This window comes from Fuscibacter oryzae, assembly GCF_016765795.1.
Classification (GTDB): domain Bacteria; phylum Pseudomonadota; class Alphaproteobacteria; order Rhodobacterales; family Rhodobacteraceae; genus Fuscibacter; species Fuscibacter oryzae.
This window is the reverse complement of the sequence record NZ_JAESVP010000001.1, coordinates 175919-193347: the sequence shown is the minus strand read 5'-3', so window position 1 is coordinate 193347 and position 17429 is coordinate 175919. Positions and strand designations below refer to the sequence as shown.

Annotated in this window: 17 protein-coding genes; 15 read left to right on the top strand and 2 right to left on the bottom strand. The window is 64.4% G+C overall.

Features of this window, described 5'->3' with window-relative positions:
* Nucleotides 1–24 precede the first annotated feature (24 nt).
* Complete coding sequence (locus JI744_RS00905; protein ID WP_202657405.1) at nt 25–1260, top strand: aminotransferase; 1236 nt, start codon at nt 25–27, stop codon at nt 1258–1260.
* Complete coding sequence (locus JI744_RS00900; RefSeq protein WP_202657404.1) at nt 1257–2279, top strand: isopenicillin N synthase family dioxygenase; 1023 nt, start codon at nt 1257–1259, stop codon at nt 2277–2279. The genes JI744_RS00905 and JI744_RS00900 overlap by 4 nt, the downstream gene beginning before the upstream one ends.
* A gap of 172 nt (nt 2280–2451) precedes the next feature.
* Here the strand turns inward: JI744_RS00900 and msuE are convergent, their stop codons facing one another.
* Complete coding sequence (gene msuE / locus JI744_RS00895) at nt 2452–3003, bottom strand: FMN reductase (protein ID WP_202657403.1); 552 nt, start codon at nt 3001–3003, stop codon at nt 2452–2454.
* A gap of 631 nt (nt 3004–3634) precedes the next feature.
* Here msuE and JI744_RS00890 point away from each other — a divergent pair.
* The 13 genes from JI744_RS00890 to JI744_RS00830 all read left to right on the top strand — a co-directional run bounded on the left by JI744_RS00890 (nt 3635) and on the right by JI744_RS00830 (nt 17110).
* Nucleotides 3635–4633 (top strand): MsnO8 family LLM class oxidoreductase, encoded by a 999-nt coding sequence (locus tag JI744_RS00890; RefSeq protein ID WP_202657402.1) that lies wholly within the window; start codon nt 3635–3637, stop codon nt 4631–4633.
* A 12-nt stretch (nt 4634–4645) separates the two neighbouring features.
* Nucleotides 4646–5980 (top strand): LLM class flavin-dependent oxidoreductase, encoded by a 1335-nt coding sequence (locus JI744_RS00885; protein ID WP_202657396.1) that lies wholly within the window; start codon nt 4646–4648, stop codon nt 5978–5980.
* A gap of 3 nt (nt 5981–5983) precedes the next feature.
* The gene (locus tag JI744_RS00880) at nt 5984–7177 is read left to right on the top strand and encodes a M20 aminoacylase family protein (RefSeq protein WP_202657395.1); all 1194 of its coding nucleotides are present in this window, start codon (nt 5984–5986) and stop codon (nt 7175–7177) included.
* Complete coding sequence (locus JI744_RS00875; RefSeq protein WP_202657394.1) at nt 7174–7782, top strand: GNAT family N-acetyltransferase; 609 nt, start codon at nt 7174–7176, stop codon at nt 7780–7782. Before JI744_RS00880 ends, JI744_RS00875 begins: the two co-directional genes overlap by 4 nt.
* Nucleotides 7779–9557, top strand: coding sequence for an amino acid ABC transporter permease/ATP-binding protein (locus JI744_RS19415; protein ID WP_202657393.1), 1779 nt, complete (start codon nt 7779–7781; stop codon nt 9555–9557). The genes JI744_RS00875 and JI744_RS19415 overlap by 4 nt, the downstream gene beginning before the upstream one ends.
* Before the next feature lie 100 nt (nt 9558–9657).
* A complete protein-coding gene (locus JI744_RS00865) occupies nt 9658–10581 on the top strand; it encodes an ABC transporter substrate-binding protein (RefSeq protein WP_202657392.1) in 924 nt (307 codons plus the stop codon).
* Between the two features lie 64 nt (nt 10582–10645).
* The gene (locus JI744_RS00860) at nt 10646–11665 is read left to right on the top strand and encodes an LLM class flavin-dependent oxidoreductase (protein ID WP_202657390.1); all 1020 of its coding nucleotides are present in this window, start codon (nt 10646–10648) and stop codon (nt 11663–11665) included.
* A 22-nt stretch (nt 11666–11687) separates the two neighbouring features.
* A complete protein-coding gene (locus tag JI744_RS00855; RefSeq protein WP_202657388.1) occupies nt 11688–12038 on the top strand; it encodes a rhodanese-like domain-containing protein in 351 nt (116 codons plus the stop codon).
* Nucleotides 12039–12085: 47 nt separating this feature from the next.
* Nucleotides 12086–12871, top strand: coding sequence for a glutathione S-transferase family protein (locus tag JI744_RS00850; protein WP_202657386.1), 786 nt, complete (start codon nt 12086–12088; stop codon nt 12869–12871).
* Nucleotides 12872–12913: 42 nt separating this feature from the next.
* On the top strand, nt 12914–13852 hold the full coding sequence (epsC, locus tag JI744_RS00845; protein ID WP_202657384.1) for a serine O-acetyltransferase EpsC: 939 nt from the start codon (nt 12914–12916) through the stop codon (nt 13850–13852).
* Between the two features lie 168 nt (nt 13853–14020).
* On the top strand, nt 14021–15010 hold the full coding sequence (locus JI744_RS00840; RefSeq protein WP_236019188.1) for a taurine ABC transporter substrate-binding protein: 990 nt from the start codon (nt 14021–14023) through the stop codon (nt 15008–15010).
* 70 nt (nt 15011–15080) lie between these two features.
* Nucleotides 15081–15887 (top strand): taurine ABC transporter ATP-binding protein, encoded by an 807-nt coding sequence (locus JI744_RS00835; protein ID WP_202657380.1) that lies wholly within the window; start codon nt 15081–15083, stop codon nt 15885–15887.
* Nucleotides 15884–17110 (top strand): ABC transporter permease subunit, encoded by a 1227-nt coding sequence (locus JI744_RS00830; RefSeq protein WP_202657378.1) that lies wholly within the window; start codon nt 15884–15886, stop codon nt 17108–17110. The genes JI744_RS00835 and JI744_RS00830 overlap by 4 nt, the downstream gene beginning before the upstream one ends.
* 46 nt (nt 17111–17156) lie before the next feature.
* Here the strand turns inward: JI744_RS00830 and JI744_RS00825 are convergent, their stop codons facing one another.
* Entirely contained in the window at nt 17157–17357 is a 201-nt protein-coding gene (locus JI744_RS00825; RefSeq protein WP_202657376.1) for a SlyX family protein, read from the bottom strand.
* Nucleotides 17358–17429 lie beyond the last annotated feature (72 nt).

Sequence of the window (17429 nt, the reverse complement as noted above, 5' to 3'; positions counted from 1 at the left end):
CTCCCCGCCGGGCCAAGAACAAGGATGCAGAACCTGACCACAAACTCCGTCTTCGCCGGTCTCGGAACGTCAGTTTTCGAATCCATGTCGCGCCTTGCTTGGCAACTGGGGGCGATCAATCTGGGGCAGGGCTTTCCCGAAGGGTTCGAGCCGCCCGAACTGATCGAGGTCGCCGCCCAGGCGTTGCGCAGCGGGTCGCACCAATATCCGCCGTCGCAGGGGTTGCCGGTGCTGCGGCAGGCGGTGGCCGACAATGCCCTGCGCTTTGCCGGCCTGACGCTGGACCCCGACCGCGAGGTTTTGGTGACATCGGGTGCGACCGAAGCGCTGCTTTCGACCTTTCTGGCGCTGATCAATCCGGGGGATGAGGCGATCATTCTGGAACCGGCCTATGACAGCTATCGCCCGGTGCTGGCGCGGGCCGGGGCGGTGGTGGTGCCGGTGCGGCTGACCCCGCCCGATTGGGCGCTGGACGAGGAGGCCTTGCGCGCCGCGATCACGCCGCGCACCCGGCTGATTGTGGTCAACACGCCGATGAACCCGATTGGCAAGCTGTTCTCGCTGGCCGAGATCGACCTGCTGGCGCGACTGGCGGGCGAATTTGGCCTGACCGTGGTGTCGGATGAGGTGTATGAGCATATCGTCTTTGACGGGCGGCCCTTCCGTTCGGTTCTGGGCCATCCGAGTTTGCGCGACCGGGCGGTGCGGATCGGGTCGGCGGGGAAAAGCTTTTCCGTGACGGGCTGGAAGGTGGGCTATGTCAGTGCAGCACCACCCTTGTTGTCGGCGATTCAGCGGGCGCATCAATATGTGACCTTTACCACCTCGCCCGCCCTGCAAACGGCGGTGGCAGCGGGGCTGAACCTGCCGAATTCCTATTTCGCCGGGCTGAAGGCGCGGTTGCAGGTGCGGCGCGACCTGTTCCTGAACGCCCTGCGCACGGCGGGGTTTCAGCCCGACCCGGTGCCCGCCACCTATTTCGCCACGCTGCGCCTGCCTGAAACCGGCGGCGCACCCGACGATCTGGCCTTTGCCGAACGGCTGGTGCGCGAGGCCGGGGTGGCCGCCATTCCCGTCTCGGGCTTTTACGGCAACCGCGATGTGAAAACCCATATCCGTTTCTGCTTTGCCAAACCCGAGCCTGTGTTGCTGGAGGCCGCGCGCCGCCTGTCGGACTGGCGCAAGGCAAACGGGCCCGATGCGCGAACCCGAACCCAAGACCGGCCCGTTGATCTGGCCGCAGAAGGAGTATCCCCATGAGTGCAACCGCGAACCTGCCGGTTCTTGATGCCTCGCGTTTTCACGGCAGCCCGACCGAGCGGGCGGCCTTTGTCGCCGATCTGCGCGGCATCCTGCATGATCACGGCTTTTTCTATCTGACGGGGCACGGCGTGCCGCAGGCGCTGATCGACCGGCTGGTGGCGGCTTCGAAGAAATTCTTCGCCCTGCCGCCCGAGGAAAAGTTGAAGATCGAGATGGTCCGCTCGCCCCATTTCCGCGGCTATAACCGCGCGGGGCTGGAACATACGCGGGGCAAGCAGGACTGGCGCGAACAGATCGACTTCAACACCGAAGGGGCGGCCCGGCCTATCGGGCCGGACAGTCCCGGCTGGGCGCGGCTTCACGGCCCGAACCAATGGCCAGAGGCGGTGCCAGAGCTGAAAGAGATTGTGCTGGACTATCAGGCGCGGGTGACGGCGTTGGGCATTGATCTGCTGAAAGCCATCGCGCTTGCACTTGGTCAGCCCGAGGATGCCTTTGCCGCCGTTTATGACCCCCAGCCGACCCAGCTATTGAAGCTGATCCGCTATCCGGGCCGCGATGTGGCCGAAACCGATCAGGGGGTTGGCGCGCACAAGGATGGCGGGCTGATCACCATTCTTTTGCAAGACGTGGTGCCGGGCCTGAGGGTGCAGACGCTGGAAGGCGAGTGGCTGGAGGCGCCGCCGGTGCCGGGCACCTTTGTCATCAACACGGGCGAGTTGCTGGAACTGGCGACCAACGGCTTTGTCCGCGCCGATGTGCATGACGTCGTGGCCCCGCCACCGGGGATTGAGAGGTTCTCTTTCGCCTTCTTCCTTGGCGCGCGCTATGATGCCGATATTCCCGTGCTGCCCTTGCCGGATGATCTGCAACAGCTTGAACGCGGGCTGACGGTCGATCCGTTGAACCCGCTGTTCCGCAACGTCGGCATCAACCATCTGAAAAGCCGCCTGCGGTCGCATCCCGATGTTGCGGCGGCCCATCATGCCGATCTGACTGTCGAGATTCTGGGCTAGGCACGCCACAGATGAAAAGGCCCGCCAGTGCAACACTGGCGGGCCTTTTGCTTTGCCGGGTAGTCTGTGCGTGCCAGTCGGCGAAGGATCGCAAGTTCTTCGGGAAAGCAAGGGCCACTCCGTCGCCCCCAGGCCCAAGGACTGCCCATAGTAGAGGGCAGTCCCGCGCCGGTCAGGCCGCTCGCTCTGCCACCGAGGATGATACCCAGGGCGCAAACTGGCCGATGGCGCGGTCCAGTCGTTGCAACAGGGCATCGGATGCCAGACTGCCGGCTGCGAAATCTGACGCCGAGGCATAGACGCCGGTCGGCAGGACCGCCGCCTCAAAGAACGCGAACAGCGGGCGCAACTGATGTTCGATGACCAGCGCATGTTTGTCGCCGCCGCCGGTTGCCGTCAGCAAGACCGGCTTGCCCGCCAGCTCTGTAGGATCGATCAGGTCAAACAGATGTTTGAAAAGCCCGGTATAACTGCCCTTGTAAACCGGGCTGCCAACGATCAGCGCGTCGGCAGACAGGATCGCATCAATGATGGCGCGCGGTTTGCCGTGAATGTCGGAGAGTGATCCGGCAGCCCCAAGCGCGGGTTGCAGGTCGGTCAGGTCATAGGTTTCGGTGGTGCCGCCGAAGCGGGCAGCGGTGCGGGTGGCGGCAATATCAACAAGGCTGCGGGTCTTTGAGGGGCTGCTTTGGCTGCCGGCAAAACCGATGATGCGGAGGGGCATGGGAGGCTCCAATTAATAACGATTTCTTTTGTAGATTTTTAACGTGGTCGAGCGGGGCCAGCCATTCCAAAAGTTGCAGAGGAAACGATGGTTTCGTTCTGGATAGGGGGTGAAAAAGGGGACGGCAGGCTTCTTTGGTGGTCTGCCCTTTGGGAAGAAGCACCGTAAGCTCCTTGCTATTCCGTTCCATTACAATTGCTTGCCTGCCGCGTTGCCCCCATGAAGCGATGCTGCGTTCCGCCTTGGGCGCATGAGCATAACACGGCGCAGCAGGCCTTGGTCAGAAGCCGTTCAGGTCCGCAGTTGCGGCGGGCCGAGTCGGTTTCACGGCATGCCGGACGCGCATTACCCGCGATACAGGCCCGGTTTTCTCTGATCACAGGCGGTGGCAGGGCGTCTGTTCTCTGCCGGGGTGTCTTTGGAAATGCTGCCTGTTGTCGAGGCGGGTTTTGCCCTTGGCACCATCCTCTCCGGCAGGCTGGCCGGGGGAACATTCTTTCGCCGATGCGCAGTTGCGCGGCAGATCGCAGCCCTTTTCCGGCAGAACAAAAGAACGCCCCATGTCTTGCCTGTGGGTGTTTTATCTACTGAAATTGTCGTGATTAAAGCGGTTGCAAACGGACGCCACGAAATGCCCTATCGGATCAGCCTTCTGGACAAAAGCCCCATCGCCCCCGGCAGCACGGTGGTCGAGGCGTTGCAGACCTCGGTCGCCTTTGCCCAGACGGCAGAGCGGCTGGGCTATCACCGATTGTGGGTCGCTGAACATCATGGCACGCCGCAACTGGCCAGTTCCGCGCCCGAGATCGTGGTGGCCCATCTGCTGGCTGCTACCCGGCGTATCCGTATCGGCACGGGTGGGGTGTTGTTGCAGCACTATAGCCCCTTCAAGGTGGCAGAGGTGTTTGGCGTGCTGTCGGCCCTTGCGCCGGGGCGGGTTGACCTTGGCATCGGCAAGGCACCGGGCGGCTTGCCGTTCGGCACCCGCGCGCTGCAATCGGAGCATGGGCAACCCCGCCGCAGTTTCGAGGCGAAACTGGAGGAGCTGGAGCAGTTCCTGACCGACAGCTTGCCCGAAACCCACGCGCTGCATGGCGCCGTGGCCCTGCCGCGCCCGCCGCTTCAGCCGCAAAAGTTCCTGCTGGGCGCCTCGCCCGACAGCGCCGCCCTTGCCGCCCGTCTGGGGTGGGATTTCACCTATGCCGGGCATCACGATGGCAACCCCGAGGCCGTCGCCCGTGCCCTTGCCGCCTATGAAGGCGCAGCCGACCGCAAGGCATCCCTGGCGCTGGCAGCCATCATCGCACCGACGCGGGCCGAGGCCGAGGCGCAGGGGGCGGAACACCGTATCTACAAGGTGACGCTGGCCGATGGCCATTCCGTCAACCTGCCCACCCCCGAGGCCGCCGCCGAATATGCCCGGCAGGCGGGCGGCCAGCCCTATGCGCTGGAAGAGCGCCGCCCCTCGGTTCTGATCGGCACTGGGGCCGAGGTGCGGGCCGAGCTGGACGCCCTGCACCACCGCTTTGGCGTGACCGAATTCATCCTTGATCTTCCCACCGCCGACCGCACCGCCCGCCTGCAAGCCATCGAGCTTTTGGCCGAGGCCGGTCTGCGCCGCGCCGCCTGAAAGGACCGCCCCATGACCAGAAACATCCCCTTTGGCATCATGCTACACGGCGCAGGTGGCCATATGAATTCGTGGAAGCACCCCTCTGGCCCGGCCGATGCCTCGGTCAATCTGCCGTTCCTGATCGATGTTGCGCAAAAGGCCGAGGCGGCGGGCATCGCATTTGCCTTCGTCGCAGACGGACTTTACATCAATGAAAAGTCGATCCCGCATTTCCTGAACCGGTTCGAGCCGCTGACGATCCTGTCGGCGCTGGCCATGGCGACGAAAAAGATCGGGTTGGCGGGCACGGTTTCGACCAGCTACTCCGACCCGTTCACCGTGGCGCGGCAGTTCGCCTCTCTGGACCTGATTTCCGGCGGCCGGGCCGGGTGGAATGTGGTGACCACGCCGTTGGAGGGCAGTGGTCGGAACTATAGCCGCGCCCATCCCGATCATGCGCTGCGCTATGAGATTGCCGACGAATATCTGGCGGTGACCCAAGGGCTGTGGGATAGCTGGGATGAGGGCGCGGTTCTGCGCAACCGCGAGACGGGTCAGTTTTTTGACCCTGCGGGCCTGCATGTGCTGCACCACAAGGGGCGGTTCTTTCAAGTGGAAGGCCCGCTGAACATCGGGCGCAGCCCGCAGGGCCAGCCGGTAATCTTTCAGGCCGGGTCTTCAGGGCCGGGCATCGCGCTGGCGGGCAAATACGCCGATGCGGTCTTTACCAACGTGGACACGCTGGAAGGCACCGCCGAGTTCACGCGCAAGGTCAAGGACGCTGCACAGGCCCATGGCCGGGCGCGCGATGATGTCAAGGTTTTCCCCGGCATTGCCCCCATCGTCGGCACCACCCGCGCCGAGGCCGAGGCGAAGTATGACGCCATCCGCAATCTGCTGACGATTGATGAGGCGCTGGCCTATCTGGGCCGGTTCTTCGACCACCACGACTTTGGCCAATATGATCTGGATGCGCCGTTTCCCGGTGTGGGCGATGTGGGCAAGAACAGCTTTCAATCCACCACCGACCGCATCAAGGCCGATGCCGCGAAAAACGGCAAGACGCTGCGGCAGGTGGCGCTGGAGGTGGCAACCCCGCGCCCGACCTTTCTGGGCACCGGGGCAGAGGTGGCTGACAAGCTGATCCGCTGGATCGATGCGGGGGCCGCCGATGGCTTCATCCTTGGCTTTTCGGTGCAGGCCGAAGGGCTGGAGGATTTCGTCACGCAGGTCATTCCGCAACTGGAGGCGCGGGGGCGGTATAGCCGCGTTCTGCGAGGGGCTACCTTGCGCGATCACCTTGGCCTGCCGTTCAAGGCCAGCCGCCACCTTGCCGCGCAGCGGCACGAGACGGCGGCGGAATAAGCCATGACCCTGCACAGCCTACCCTTGCGCCCCGATACCTTGGCTACGATTGCCGCCGGGATTGGCGAATTCATCGCCCTGCGCCACGATCTGCATCGCCACCCCGAACTGTCACGTGAAGAACACCGCACGGCGGGCATCATCGCCGGTCTGCTGGGCGGCTGGGGGTATGAGGTGACGGCAGGGGTGGGCGGCACCGGCGTCGTGGCCACCTTGCAGGCGGGCAGCGGCACCCGGTCAATCGGCCTGCGCGCCGATATGGATGCGCTGCCGATTTTCGAGGCGACGGGGCTGCCGTTTTCCTCGGTGGCGAAGGGGGTGATGCACGCTTGCGGCCATGACGGGCACACCGCCATTTTGCTGGCTGCCGCCAAGCATCTGGCCGAAACGCGCGCCTTTGATGGCCGCGTGACGCTGATCTTTCAGCCTGCCGAGGAAATCGGGGCCGGGGCGCGGGCGATGATTGCCGATGGCCTGTTCACCCGCTTTCCGGTGGATGCCGTCTTTGGCCTTCACAACTGGCCGGGCCTGCCCGCCGGGCAATGGGGCATCCTGCCCGGCCCGGTGATGGCGGGGATTGATCAGGTGTTTCTGACCGTGCAGGGCCGGGGCGGCCATGGCGCTGCCCCGCAGGAAACGGTGGACCCGGTGGTCACCGCCGCCCATGCCATTGCCGCGCTGCAATCGGTCGTGTCACGCAACATCGACCCGCAGGATGCCGCCGTGGTCACGGTGGGGTCGATTCATGGGGGCGAGGCGTCGAACGTCATTCCCGATACGGTCGAGGCCAAGCTGACCCTGCGCTATTTTACCCCCGCGACGCAGGATATTCTGGCCGTGCGGGTGCCCGCGATCCTGCGCGGGGTGATCGAGGCGTTCGGGGCCACGGCCGACCTGACCTATGCGCGCGGCTTCCCGCCGGTCACCAACCATGCGCCCGAAGCCGCCATTGCGCGCCGCGCGGTCGAAGCGCTGTTCGGACCCGCCGCCCTGATCGACACTTTCCGCCCCCGCACCGCCAGCGAGGATTTCGCCTTTTTCCTGCACGAACGGCCCGGTGCCTTCCTGATCCTTGGTGCGGGCGACGGCGCCCCCCTGCACAGCCCCCGCTATCAGTTCAACGATGCCATCCTTGCCCCTGCCGCCGCCCTTTGGGTGCAGCTTGTGCAGGATTTTCTGACCGGAGACGCGCAATGACCGACCAGATTGTCGAAAGCCACCCCCTTGCCCCAGAGGCGCAGCCCCTGGTCGAGGATCTGATCCGCGAATACGACAGCCGCTATGGCACCCGTTTCAACGCCGAAGGCGCGCGGGCCGAGGTGTTTCGCTATCCGCCCGAAACCTTTGCAGCCCCCGATGGCAATTTTATCCTGTTGCAGCGCAATGGCGAAACCATCGGCGGCGGGGCGTTCATGCGGCTGGACGACAAGACTGCCGAGTTCAAACGCATCTGGACCCATACCGCCCTGCGCCGTCAGGGCCTTGCCCGCAAGGTCGTGCTGGCGCTGGAAGAAAAGGCCGCCGATCAGGGCTATACCCGCGTTTACCTGACCACCGGCTTTCGCCAGCCAGAGGCGGTGGGCCTGTATCTGGGCCTTGGTTATCGCCCCCTGTTCGACCCCCGTCTTGACCCCGAGCTGTATCTGACCCTGCCGTTTGAAAAACACATCGGGGCCGAGGCGGGAAAGCCCGGCACCAGCCCCCTGAAGGTGCCGGGCGACTATCCGCCCGAGCTGGCCCATGCCGCGCCGAAACGCATCGAAGGGCTAAGCCAGGTGCAATACGGCGGTGCCCTGTCATGAGCTTGACCGCCGATATCAACCCCGGTCTTGCCGCCCCGCCGCAGGCCGGCACGCAAGATTACAGCCGCCACCGCATCGTGCCCGCGCGCCACCATGGCCGCACGGTCGGAACGGTGGTTGCGGTGGTGGTTCTGGCCGCGCTGCTGCATTCGGTTTTCACCAACCCGCGCTGGGGCTGGGATGTATTTGCCCGCTGGTTCTTTGACCCTGCCGTTCTGACCGGCCTTGGCCAGACCTTGCTGCTGACCGCCCTTGGCGCGGTGTTCGGCTTTGCGCTGGGCACGGTGCTGGCCTTGGCGCGGGTGTCCACCTCGCCCTTGCTGGTGGCGCTCAGCTGGGGGTTCATCTGGCTGTTCCGCTCGATCCCGCTGGTCGTGCTGCTGCTGCTGATCAACAACCTGGGCTATCTTTACGAACATATCGTCATCGGCGTGCCGTTCACCGAGATCACCTTTCTGTCGCTGCCGACCACCCAGTCGATCACGCCTTTCCTTGCTGCTGTCCTTGGCCTGACGCTGAACATGGGGGCCTTTTCGGCCGAGATGATCCGTGGTGGCATCCTGTCGGTCGATCAGGGCCAGCACGAGGCGGCGGCGGCCCTTGGCCTGCCCAAGGGGCGGCAGGCGCGGCGCATCGTTCTGCCACAGGCGATGCGGGCGATCCTGCCCACGGCGTTCAATGAAATCATCGGTTTGGCCAAGGGCACCTCGATGGTTTACATCCTGGCGCTGCCCGAATTGTTCTACACCATCCAGATCATCTATCGCCGGAACCTAGAGGTTATTCCCCTGCTGATGGTGGCCACCGTCTGGTATGTGGTCATCCTGTCCGTCCTTTCGGTGATCCAGTATTACATCGAGCGGCACTATGCCCGTGGCGCCCTGCGCAACCCGCCACCCGATCTGTTCCGCGTTGCCGCCACCCGGCTTGGGCTTGTGCGCCCCGCCGCACAGGTGGCCCAGACCCGCCGCGATACGGTGGTGCCTTCGGGCAGTTGGGCCGAAAGCCTGCCGCGTGGGGGTGAGGTTCTGATTCAGAATGTCACCAAGAGCTTCGGCCCGCTGCGGGTGCTGGACAATGTGTCGCTGACCCTGCCGTCGGGCAGCGTGACGGCGATCCTTGGCCAGTCGGGGTCGGGCAAATCCACCCTGCTGCGCACCGTCAACCATCTGGAGCGCGTGGACGAAGGCTTCATCGCCATCGACGGCGAACTGGTCGGATACCGCCAGCACGGCCAGACGCTCTATGAGTTGAAAGAGGCCGACATCCGCCGCCGCCGCACCGAAGTTGGCATGGTGTTCCAGAACTTCAACCTGTTCCCTCACCTGACGGTTCTGGAAAACCTGATCGAGGCCCCTCGCGCCGCGCGCGGCCTGAACCGGGCCGAGGCAGAAGAGCTGGCGCGCGGCCTTTTGGCCCGCGTGGGTCTGGCCGACAAGGCCGACGCTTATCCCCGCCAGCTTTCGGGTGGCCAGCAACAGCGCGTGGCGATTGCCCGCACGCTGGCGCTGAAACCCAAGGTGCTTTTGTTCGATGAACCCACTTCGGCCTTGGACCCCGAACTGGTGAACGAGGTTCTGGACGTGATCAAGGAACTGGCCCGGTCGGGCACCACCCTGATCATCGTCACCCACGAAATCGGCTTTGCCCGTGAAGTTGCCGATACCATCGTCTTCATGGAACAGGGCCGCATTCTGGAGGTTGGCACCCCCGAAAAGGTGTTCAACCGCCCGGACCACCCCCGAACGGCGGAGTTTCTGGCCAAGGTGCTGTAACCCCGACGTTCCCTACGAAAACCGCCCCAAAGCCACCGGCGCGCCGCTCCCGCGCGACCGGACCGGGGGCGGCACCCCTGAAAACCCCAAAGGAAATGCCATGACCAAACCGCTGCGATCCCTTATCCTTGGCCTTGCGGCCGGCCTTGTCGCCCTGCCTGCGCTGGCGCTGGAACCTGACCTGTCGCCCGAACAACCCGGCCGCATCCGCGCCGAAAAGGTGCAAGAGGCTATCGACCTGCTGCCGAAGGACTTTCCCTTTGTCACGGCGGCCAAGCTGACCGTGGCGACCAGCCCCTGGCAATTGCCGTTCGGCGTCTATGCCACCGACAATGCCACCGCTGTGGGCGCCGAACCCGATGTGGCCCAACTGGTCGCCGACAGCCTTGGGCTGGAACTGGAACTGGTGCCCGTCGCCTGGGCCGACTGGCCGCTGGGTGTCTCTTCGGGCAAATACGATGCCGTGATTTCCAATGTGACCGTGACCGAGGAACGGAAAGAGAAATTCGACTTTTCCACCTATCGCCAAGACCTTCTGGGCTTTTACGCCCCCAAGGACAGCAAGCTGGAAAAGATTGAGGCGGCCAAGGATATCGCTGGCCTGAAGGTCATCGTCGGGTCGGGCACCAATCAGGAACAGATCCTGCTGAACTGGATTGAAGAGAACAAGACGGCCGGCCTTGCCCCGACCGAACTGGTCTATTTCGATGATGAGGCGGCGCGCGACCTCGCGCTGTTCTCGGGCCGCGCCGATGCCTATTTCGGCCCCAACGCCGCCGAGGCCTACAAGAACTCGCTGAAGGGCGACCGCAAATTGCTGGGCCAGTTCTCGGGTGGCTACCCGCTGACCGCCGAGATTGCCGTGACCACCAAAAAGGGGTCGGGCCTTGATGCCGCCATCACCGCCGCGCTGAACGCCCAGATCAAATCGGGCACCTATGGCAAGGTTCTGGCCCGCTGGGGCATTGAATCCGAAGCCGTGGCGCAGGCGAAAACCAACCCGCCGGGCCTGCCCAAATCGTAAGCCCGACGGTCCCGGCGGCGGCATCCCCTTGGCGCCGCCGGGTTTCTCATTCGGGACCAGTGACATGACACATTTTTCCCATATCGGCTTTCTGATCCCCGGCAATTTCGCCGAGGAAGATCCCTTGACCGGCCTGGAACAGACGCTGGACCTGATCGCCGAGGGCGAGGTGCTGGGCTATGACAGCGCCTGGGTGCGCCAGCGACATCTGGAACGCGGGATTTCCTCGGCCGCGACCTTTCTGGCGGCGGCGACACAGCGCACAAAGACCATCGGGCTTGGCACGGCTGTCATTCCTCTGGGCTATGAAAACCCGTTCCGGCTGGCCGAAGATCTGGCGACGGTGGATGTGCTGTCAAAGGGGCGGCTGAATGTCGGCGTGTCGGCCAACCCGCCGCAATTCGGCGATCTGCTGGGCGACCTGCTTTATGATGGCCACCCCTCGCTGATCGACTTTGGCCATGGCCGGGCCGAGCGTTTGGCGCGGGCGTTGCGGTCGGAACCCATGTCCGATCAGGCGGTGGCGGGCAATGCGGCGGGGGCGCAGGTGCCGCGCCTGCAACCCGTCGCCAAGGGGCTGACCAACCGGCTGTGGTATGGTGGCGGGTCGCTGAAATCGGCGGAATGGGCGGGTCGCAATGGCTGGCACATGCTGACCGGCAACATCGTGACCGGCGAGGCGACCGATGATTTTCGGGCCGCGCAGGGCGGGCTGATCGACCGCTTTCTTGCCAGTTGGCAAGGTGCGGTCGGCCCCCGCATTGCCCTTGGCCGGGTGATCCTGCCGCTTGACGGTGCCAGCCCGGCGCAACGCCGACGCTACCGCGATTATGTGGCCAGCCGTCATGCCCGCACGCTTGGCCCGCAGGGGCCAAAGCGCACCCTTTTCGCCCCCGACATCATCGGCACGCTGGACGAAATTCTGGACCACCTGTCGCACGACCCCATCGCGCAGCGGGTGTCCGAATTCCGGCTGGAGCTGCCGTATGAGTTTCCGCACGACGACTATGCCCAGATCGTCCGCGATTTCGCCCGCATCCTTCCCCGGCTGCGCGCCGCCCCCCTGCGACAAACCGGCTCGTGATCCCCCCATCGGAGAGACCAAGATGACCCAATTGCATTCAACCCGCCTTGATGGCCCCGCCGCCCTGCGCGCTTGGGAAACAGGCGCGATCCTGATCGATGTGCGGTCCGAACAGGGCCGCCAGAAAAATGGCGAGGTGCAGGGCGCGGTGATCGTTGCCAAATCGGATGTGGTCGATTTCGTCACACGGCGGCTGCGCGCGGGCACCTCGGGCAAGCCGGTGATCCTGTTCTGCGGCTCGGTCGCGGGGTCGGGGCCGCTGGTCGAGGCGCTGGTGGCCGCGGGGCAGGCCGATGTGGCCGATGTTGAGGGCGGCTTTGGCGCGCTGACCGGGGCAGGCGGGCTGACGGTGCGGCCCGTTCCCGCCGCCTGAACAGGCCAGCCGCAGCCCGTCCCCGACCACAAAGCACAGGATCCGCCATGCCCCCCCGCCATCCCGTCTTTCACATCGCAGCGCCGCCCGATTGTGCCGTGGCGCAGCGCATCGAACTGGCGCTGTCGCTGCGCGGCGTGACGCTGGAGATGACAACCTTGCGCCCCCACAACGGCGTGGCAGGGCAGGGCCGCCTGACCTATCGCGCACCCGCACAGGCCTTTGCAAAGGGCAGTCTGGTCCTGCATGACAGTGTCGCCATGCTGGAACTGGTCGAGGATCTGTTCCCCGATCATCCCTTGCACCCCGCCGACCCCGCGCTGCGTGCCCATCACCGTGATCTGATCGGCAGAATTATGGCCGCACATCAAAGCCTTGCGGCGGTGACGTCGGCGCAGGACCCGCGTGACCTTGATCTGGCGGTCTACCGTTTGCGCGGCCTTTTGCGCCCGATTGACGAGGTGCTGGAGCTGCCCCGTCAAGACAGGCCGCAAGGAGCCCTAAGCAACCTGTCCATTGCGCTGGCCCCGCTTTTGTGGCGGCTGCGGGTGATCGACCAGCATTTTCAGGCCAAGCTTGGGGCCGGTCTGCCGCGCCTGCGCGCGCAGGCAGAGGTGCTGTTGGCACATCCCACCATTGCGGCGGTTCTGGATGAGGCCGCCGCTGCCCGTCTTGTCGCCCGCCTGACAGTCAGCGGCCCCGCGCTGGCAAGCCAGAACCTGTCGGACCTGTGGGACCGTGCCTTTGTTTCGGTGGGGGCGGAAAACAAACTTCTCTCCGGCGGGTCAAGAACGAAAGTTCCATCCATTGGCAGGCGGGATGCTTTCCGCTAGCCGTCTCGTCAACAGGTGAACCCCGGCAAGGACATGCTTGGCATGGATGGAACGCAGGATAGCGGGGCGATTGAGGCCCGCGTTTCCCTTGATATCGGCGCAATAACCGAACGCCTGCGCCTGATCCGCACGGTGTCGCAGCAGCGCCGCTATCATGGGCGGCCTACGCCGCATCTGCCGTCAAAAGCCGTGATCATCGAGGTGTTGAACGACCTGATCGGCGCGCTTTACCCCCGCCATTTCGGCCCCGTTGGCCTGACGGCGGATCAGACCGATGGCCATGTGGAACGCACGCTTGCCTCGGCCCGGCTGCGGCTGACCCATCAGATCGAGCTGGAGCTGTTGCTGGCAGATGACGCCGATACCGCCGCCTGCCACCTTTATGCCGAGGATGCCGCCGGGCAATTTCTGTCGCGGCTGATCCGGGTACGTGACCTGCATGACACCGATATTGCGGCGGCCTACGCGGGTGACCCTTCGGCCAAAAGTCTGGATGAGGTGGTGTTCTGCTTTCCCGGCACCGCAGCCATCCTGCGCCACCGCCTTGCGCATGAGCTTTATCGGCTGGGTGCCACGATGATTGCCCGGATCATGGCGGAATATTCGCATTCTCTGACCGGGATTGACATCAACCCCGGTGCCCGCATCGGCCCGGCCTTCTTTGTCGATCACGGCACCGGCGTGGTGATTGGCGAGACGGCAGTGATCGGGCGCAATGTGCGGCTTTATCAGCACGTCACCCTTGGCGCGAAACGGTTTGAAGATGACGGCGAGGGCAATCTGGTCAAGGGCCTGCCCCGTCATCCGCAGATCGAGGATGACGTGGTCATCTATGCGGGGGCAACCATTCTGGGCCGTATCACCATCGGGCGCGGATCGGTCATCGGCGGCGGCGTCTGGCTGACCCGCAGCCTGCCGCCTGAAAGCGTGGTGACCCAAGCCACGCCCGATCAGTCTGTCGCCAGCGTGCGCCCGGTTTAAGAACTGCCGGAGAATATTCTTCTCTTTTCCTGCCAGAGCCCAATGGCGGCTTCTGCGCCCGTGCCCGGCTTTGGAATGGTCTCTGCCGCGTGGTTAGGCCAGATTGCCGATCAACGACTAAATGAGTCGTGTAAATCGGATGACCTCCGCAACATCATGAGGAATAACATGAAACGCCTTGCTGGCCTTGCCGCATCCGCGCTGTTTGCCGCCACCACCTTCGCACAGGCCGAGGTGAAGGAAATCACCGTCGCCTATTTCCTTGAATGGCCGCTGCCGATTGAACGCGCCAAGGTGGAAGGTACGTTTGACAAGGCGCTGGGCGTCAAGGTCAACTGGCGCAGCTTTGATACCGGCGTTGCCATGTCGGCCGCCGCCGCCTCGGGTGATGTGCAGTTCCTGATCAGCCAGGGGGTGCCGCCCTTTGTCACCGCCACCTCGGCGGGGCAGGATTTGAAGGCCATCGACATCTCGGTCAACTATTCCGAGAATGACAATTGCGTCGTCCGCAAGGATCTGGAGATCACCAAGGACAATGCCGCCACGGAACTGGTGGGCAAAAAGGTGGGCGTGCCGCTGGGCACCGCCGCGCATTACGGCTTCCTGAAGCAGCTTGAGCATTTTGGCCTGACCGCCGCGCAGTTGCAGGTGGTTGACCTGACGCCGCCCGATGCCGCCGCCGCGATTGCCCAAGGCAACATCGACGTGTTCTGCGGCTGGGGCGGATCGCTGGCCCGCGCCAAGGAATACGGCAATGTGCTTCTGACCGGCCCTGAGAAGGAGGCGGCGGGTATTCGCGTGTTCGACGTGATTTCCACCCCCGGCGCCTTTGCCGCCGAAAACCCGGACCTCGTGACCAAGTTCCTGAAAGTGCTGAACGACGAGAACGTGGCCTACGCCGCCGACCCGGCCAGCTTTGTTCCGGTTCTGGCCAAGGATTCCGGTCTGGACGAGGCGGGCACCAAGGCGCAGCTTGACGGTTTTCAGTTCCCCACCATCGAAGAAAAGCTGTCTGACAAATGGCTGGCTGGCGGGCTGCAAGCCTTCCTGAAAAGTGTCGCCGATTTCTTTGTAAGCACCGGCAACATTCCCTCGGCGCTCGACAGCTATGACGGTGCGGTGGACGCGTCCTATCTGGAAGCGGCCTCCAAGCTCTGACCGCGGGCAGATACCCGATGTGGCGGCGCGGGGTGCCCCTCGCGCCGCCTTGATGTTGAAAGGACCAAAGATGAGCGGCCTAGAGATCGAGCATCTCTCGATGAAATTCACCCCGCCCGGCGGCACGCCAACGCAGGCGTTGCAGGATGTCTCGCTGTCGATTGCCAAGGGAGAGCTGGTGTCGATCCTTGGCCCCTCGGGCTGCGGCAAGACCACGCTTTTGAACATTCTGGCGGGCTTCCTGCACCCGACCGCAGGCACCGTGACGCTGGAGGGGCGGCAGGTGCGCGGGCCGGGGCCGGACCGGGGCATGGTGTTTCAGCAAGGCGCGCTGTTTGAATGGATGAGCGTGCGCAGGAATGTCGATTTCGGGCCGCGCATGAAGGGCGTCGCGCAGGCCGAGCGTGATCGCATCACCGCGCGGCTGCTGGCTCTGACCGGGCTGGCGGATTTCGCCGAAAAGCCGGTTTACGAACTGTCGGGCGGGATGCAGCAGCGCGTTGCGCTGGCGCGGTGCCTTGCCAATGACCCCGACCTGATCCTGATGGATGAACCCCTTGGCGCGCTGGACGCGCTGACGCGGGAAAAGATGCAAGGTCTGGTGCTGAAGCTGTGGAAGGAGACCGGCAAGACCGTGATCCTGATCACCCACTCCGTGGAAGAGGCGCTGCTTTTGGGCGAACGGCTGATCGTGATGGCCCCGCGACCGGGGCGGATTTTCCGCGAATACCGGCTGCCCTTTGCCGCAGCCGGCGTGAATGCCGACCTGCGAGAGGTGAAAAAGCGCCCCGATTTCGCCGCCACCCGCGAAGAAATCCTGTCGCTGATCTGGGGTATGGAAGAGGAAATCATGGGCCGGTCCGAGGTGGCGGCATGATCGTTCTGTCCGCCTATATCGCGCTGTTTGTGGCTGCTTGGGCCATGGGGCGGTTTTTCAACCGCAACGCCGCCCCGGCGACCTTTGGCGATACAGCGACGGTGCGGCCCAACCGCCTTGCCTCTGCCCTGTCGGTTGTGGCGATTTTCCTGATCTGGGGTGCCTTTACCGGCTCTAACCTGGTGCCGCTGCATGTGCCGGGGCCGTTCACCGGGGATGCCCGGTTCACCTATACCGCCCAGAACGAAGCGGGTGCCACGGGCGAGGGGACGGTGACCATCCGCGTGACCCGCCCCGGCGCCAAGGCCGACCTGCCTGTGGCCACGGGCGGCAGCGGTATTGTGCGCGATGACGCGGCCACTTCGGTTGCCTGGCGCAGCGCCTTGGTGAAACCTGCCGAAAATGACGGGCAGGGGGCAAAGGTCATCGCCATCAACGGCCAGCCGATTGCCCCCGGCGTGCCGGTTCGCGTCGCCGATGGCGAGGTGCTGCTGACGCCCAAGGGATCGCTGTCTTTCACCCCCGATGCCGGTTGGCAGATGGAGCCGATCTGGCTGCCCGCGCCCGAAGCCGTAGCCGCCCGGCTGGTTGAAATTGCGCAGAGCGGCTATCAGAACCATTCGCTGTGGGAACACCTGGGCTTTTCGCTGTGGCGGGTGCTGGGGGGCCTTGTGCTGGGTGCGGTGGTCGGCATTCCGCTGGGCTATGCCATGGGGCTTTCAAGCTGGTTCCGGGGCTGGTTTGACCCGATCGTCGAATTCATGCGCCCGGTGCCGCCCTTGGCCCTGATCCCGCTGATCATCATCTGGTTCGGCATCTGGGAGGCGGGCAAGATCATCCTGCTGTTTCTGGCCGCCCTGTGGATCATGGTCATCGCCGCGCGCACCGGGGTGACGGGGGTGAAACTGTCGAAAATCCATGCCGCCTACAGCCTTGGCGCGTCAAAGGCGCAGGTTTTATGGCATGTGATCATCCCCAATTCACTGCCCGACATTTTCACCGGCCTGCGCGTGGCCTTGGGCGTCTGCTGGGGCACGGTGGTGGCGGCCGAACTGGTCGCGGCGGAAAAAGGGGCGGGGATGATGATCCTTGTCGCGTCAAAATTCCAACTGACCGACATCGTGGTGATGGGAATCATCCTGATCGGCGTGATCGGCTATGGCATCGACATTCTGATGCGCCTTGCCGAACGCGCGCTGGTGCCGTGGCGGGGCAAGGGCTGAACGCAGCCTGCCGAGTTTGGCGTCAGGGCCGGTTGCGTGGCAAAAACTACCAATGAGGGGGGGGCACATTGGCCTCCGCACTTCCCATGCCTTGCGCCTCTCGGTCTGCCTCGCGCTCCATCAGCATCTGAACGCGGCGGGTCAGGCGGTCGATCTCGGTCGCTTGGCGGGCCACGACATCCGACAGGTCATCCACCGCGCGGATCAGATGCGCTATGCGTTCTTCCAGTGCTTCTTGCCTGTCCATGCCCGTGCCGCCCTTGCCGCCCCAAGCCCCATCCGATAAGGGGTTTCCCGACCGATACAAGGGGGCCTTCCC

Bases quoted from the DNA above. Each gene is read 5' to 3' on its own strand.
- JI744_RS00905 (WP_202657405.1), top strand. From the start codon at position 25: ATGCAGAACCTGACCACAAACTCCGTCTTCGCCGGTCTCGGAACGTCA.
- JI744_RS00900 (WP_202657404.1), top strand. From the start codon at position 1,257: ATGAGTGCAACCGCGAACCTGCCGGTTCTTGATGCCTCGCGTTTTCAC.
- msuE (WP_202657403.1), bottom strand. From the start codon at position 3,003: ATGCCCCTCCGCATCATCGGTTTTGCCGGCAGCCAAAGCAGCCCCTCA.
- JI744_RS00890 (WP_202657402.1), top strand. From the start codon at position 3,635: ATGCCCTATCGGATCAGCCTTCTGGACAAAAGCCCCATCGCCCCCGGC.
- JI744_RS00885 (WP_202657396.1), top strand. From the start codon at position 4,646: ATGACCAGAAACATCCCCTTTGGCATCATGCTACACGGCGCAGGTGGC.
- JI744_RS00880 (WP_202657395.1), top strand. From the start codon at position 5,984: ATGACCCTGCACAGCCTACCCTTGCGCCCCGATACCTTGGCTACGATT.
- JI744_RS00875 (WP_202657394.1), top strand. From the start codon at position 7,174: ATGACCGACCAGATTGTCGAAAGCCACCCCCTTGCCCCAGAGGCGCAG.
- JI744_RS19415 (WP_202657393.1), top strand. From the start codon at position 7,779: ATGAGCTTGACCGCCGATATCAACCCCGGTCTTGCCGCCCCGCCGCAG.
- JI744_RS00865 (WP_202657392.1), top strand. From the start codon at position 9,658: ATGACCAAACCGCTGCGATCCCTTATCCTTGGCCTTGCGGCCGGCCTT.
- JI744_RS00860 (WP_202657390.1), top strand. From the start codon at position 10,646: ATGACACATTTTTCCCATATCGGCTTTCTGATCCCCGGCAATTTCGCC.
- JI744_RS00855 (WP_202657388.1), top strand. From the start codon at position 11,688: ATGACCCAATTGCATTCAACCCGCCTTGATGGCCCCGCCGCCCTGCGC.
- JI744_RS00850 (WP_202657386.1), top strand. From the start codon at position 12,086: ATGCCCCCCCGCCATCCCGTCTTTCACATCGCAGCGCCGCCCGATTGT.
- epsC (WP_202657384.1), top strand. From the start codon at position 12,914: ATGGATGGAACGCAGGATAGCGGGGCGATTGAGGCCCGCGTTTCCCTT.
- JI744_RS00840 (WP_236019188.1), top strand. From the start codon at position 14,021: ATGAAACGCCTTGCTGGCCTTGCCGCATCCGCGCTGTTTGCCGCCACC.
- JI744_RS00835 (WP_202657380.1), top strand. From the start codon at position 15,081: ATGAGCGGCCTAGAGATCGAGCATCTCTCGATGAAATTCACCCCGCCC.
- JI744_RS00830 (WP_202657378.1), top strand. From the start codon at position 15,884: ATGATCGTTCTGTCCGCCTATATCGCGCTGTTTGTGGCTGCTTGGGCC.
- JI744_RS00825 (WP_202657376.1), bottom strand. From the start codon at position 17,357: ATGGACAGGCAAGAAGCACTGGAAGAACGCATAGCGCATCTGATCCGC.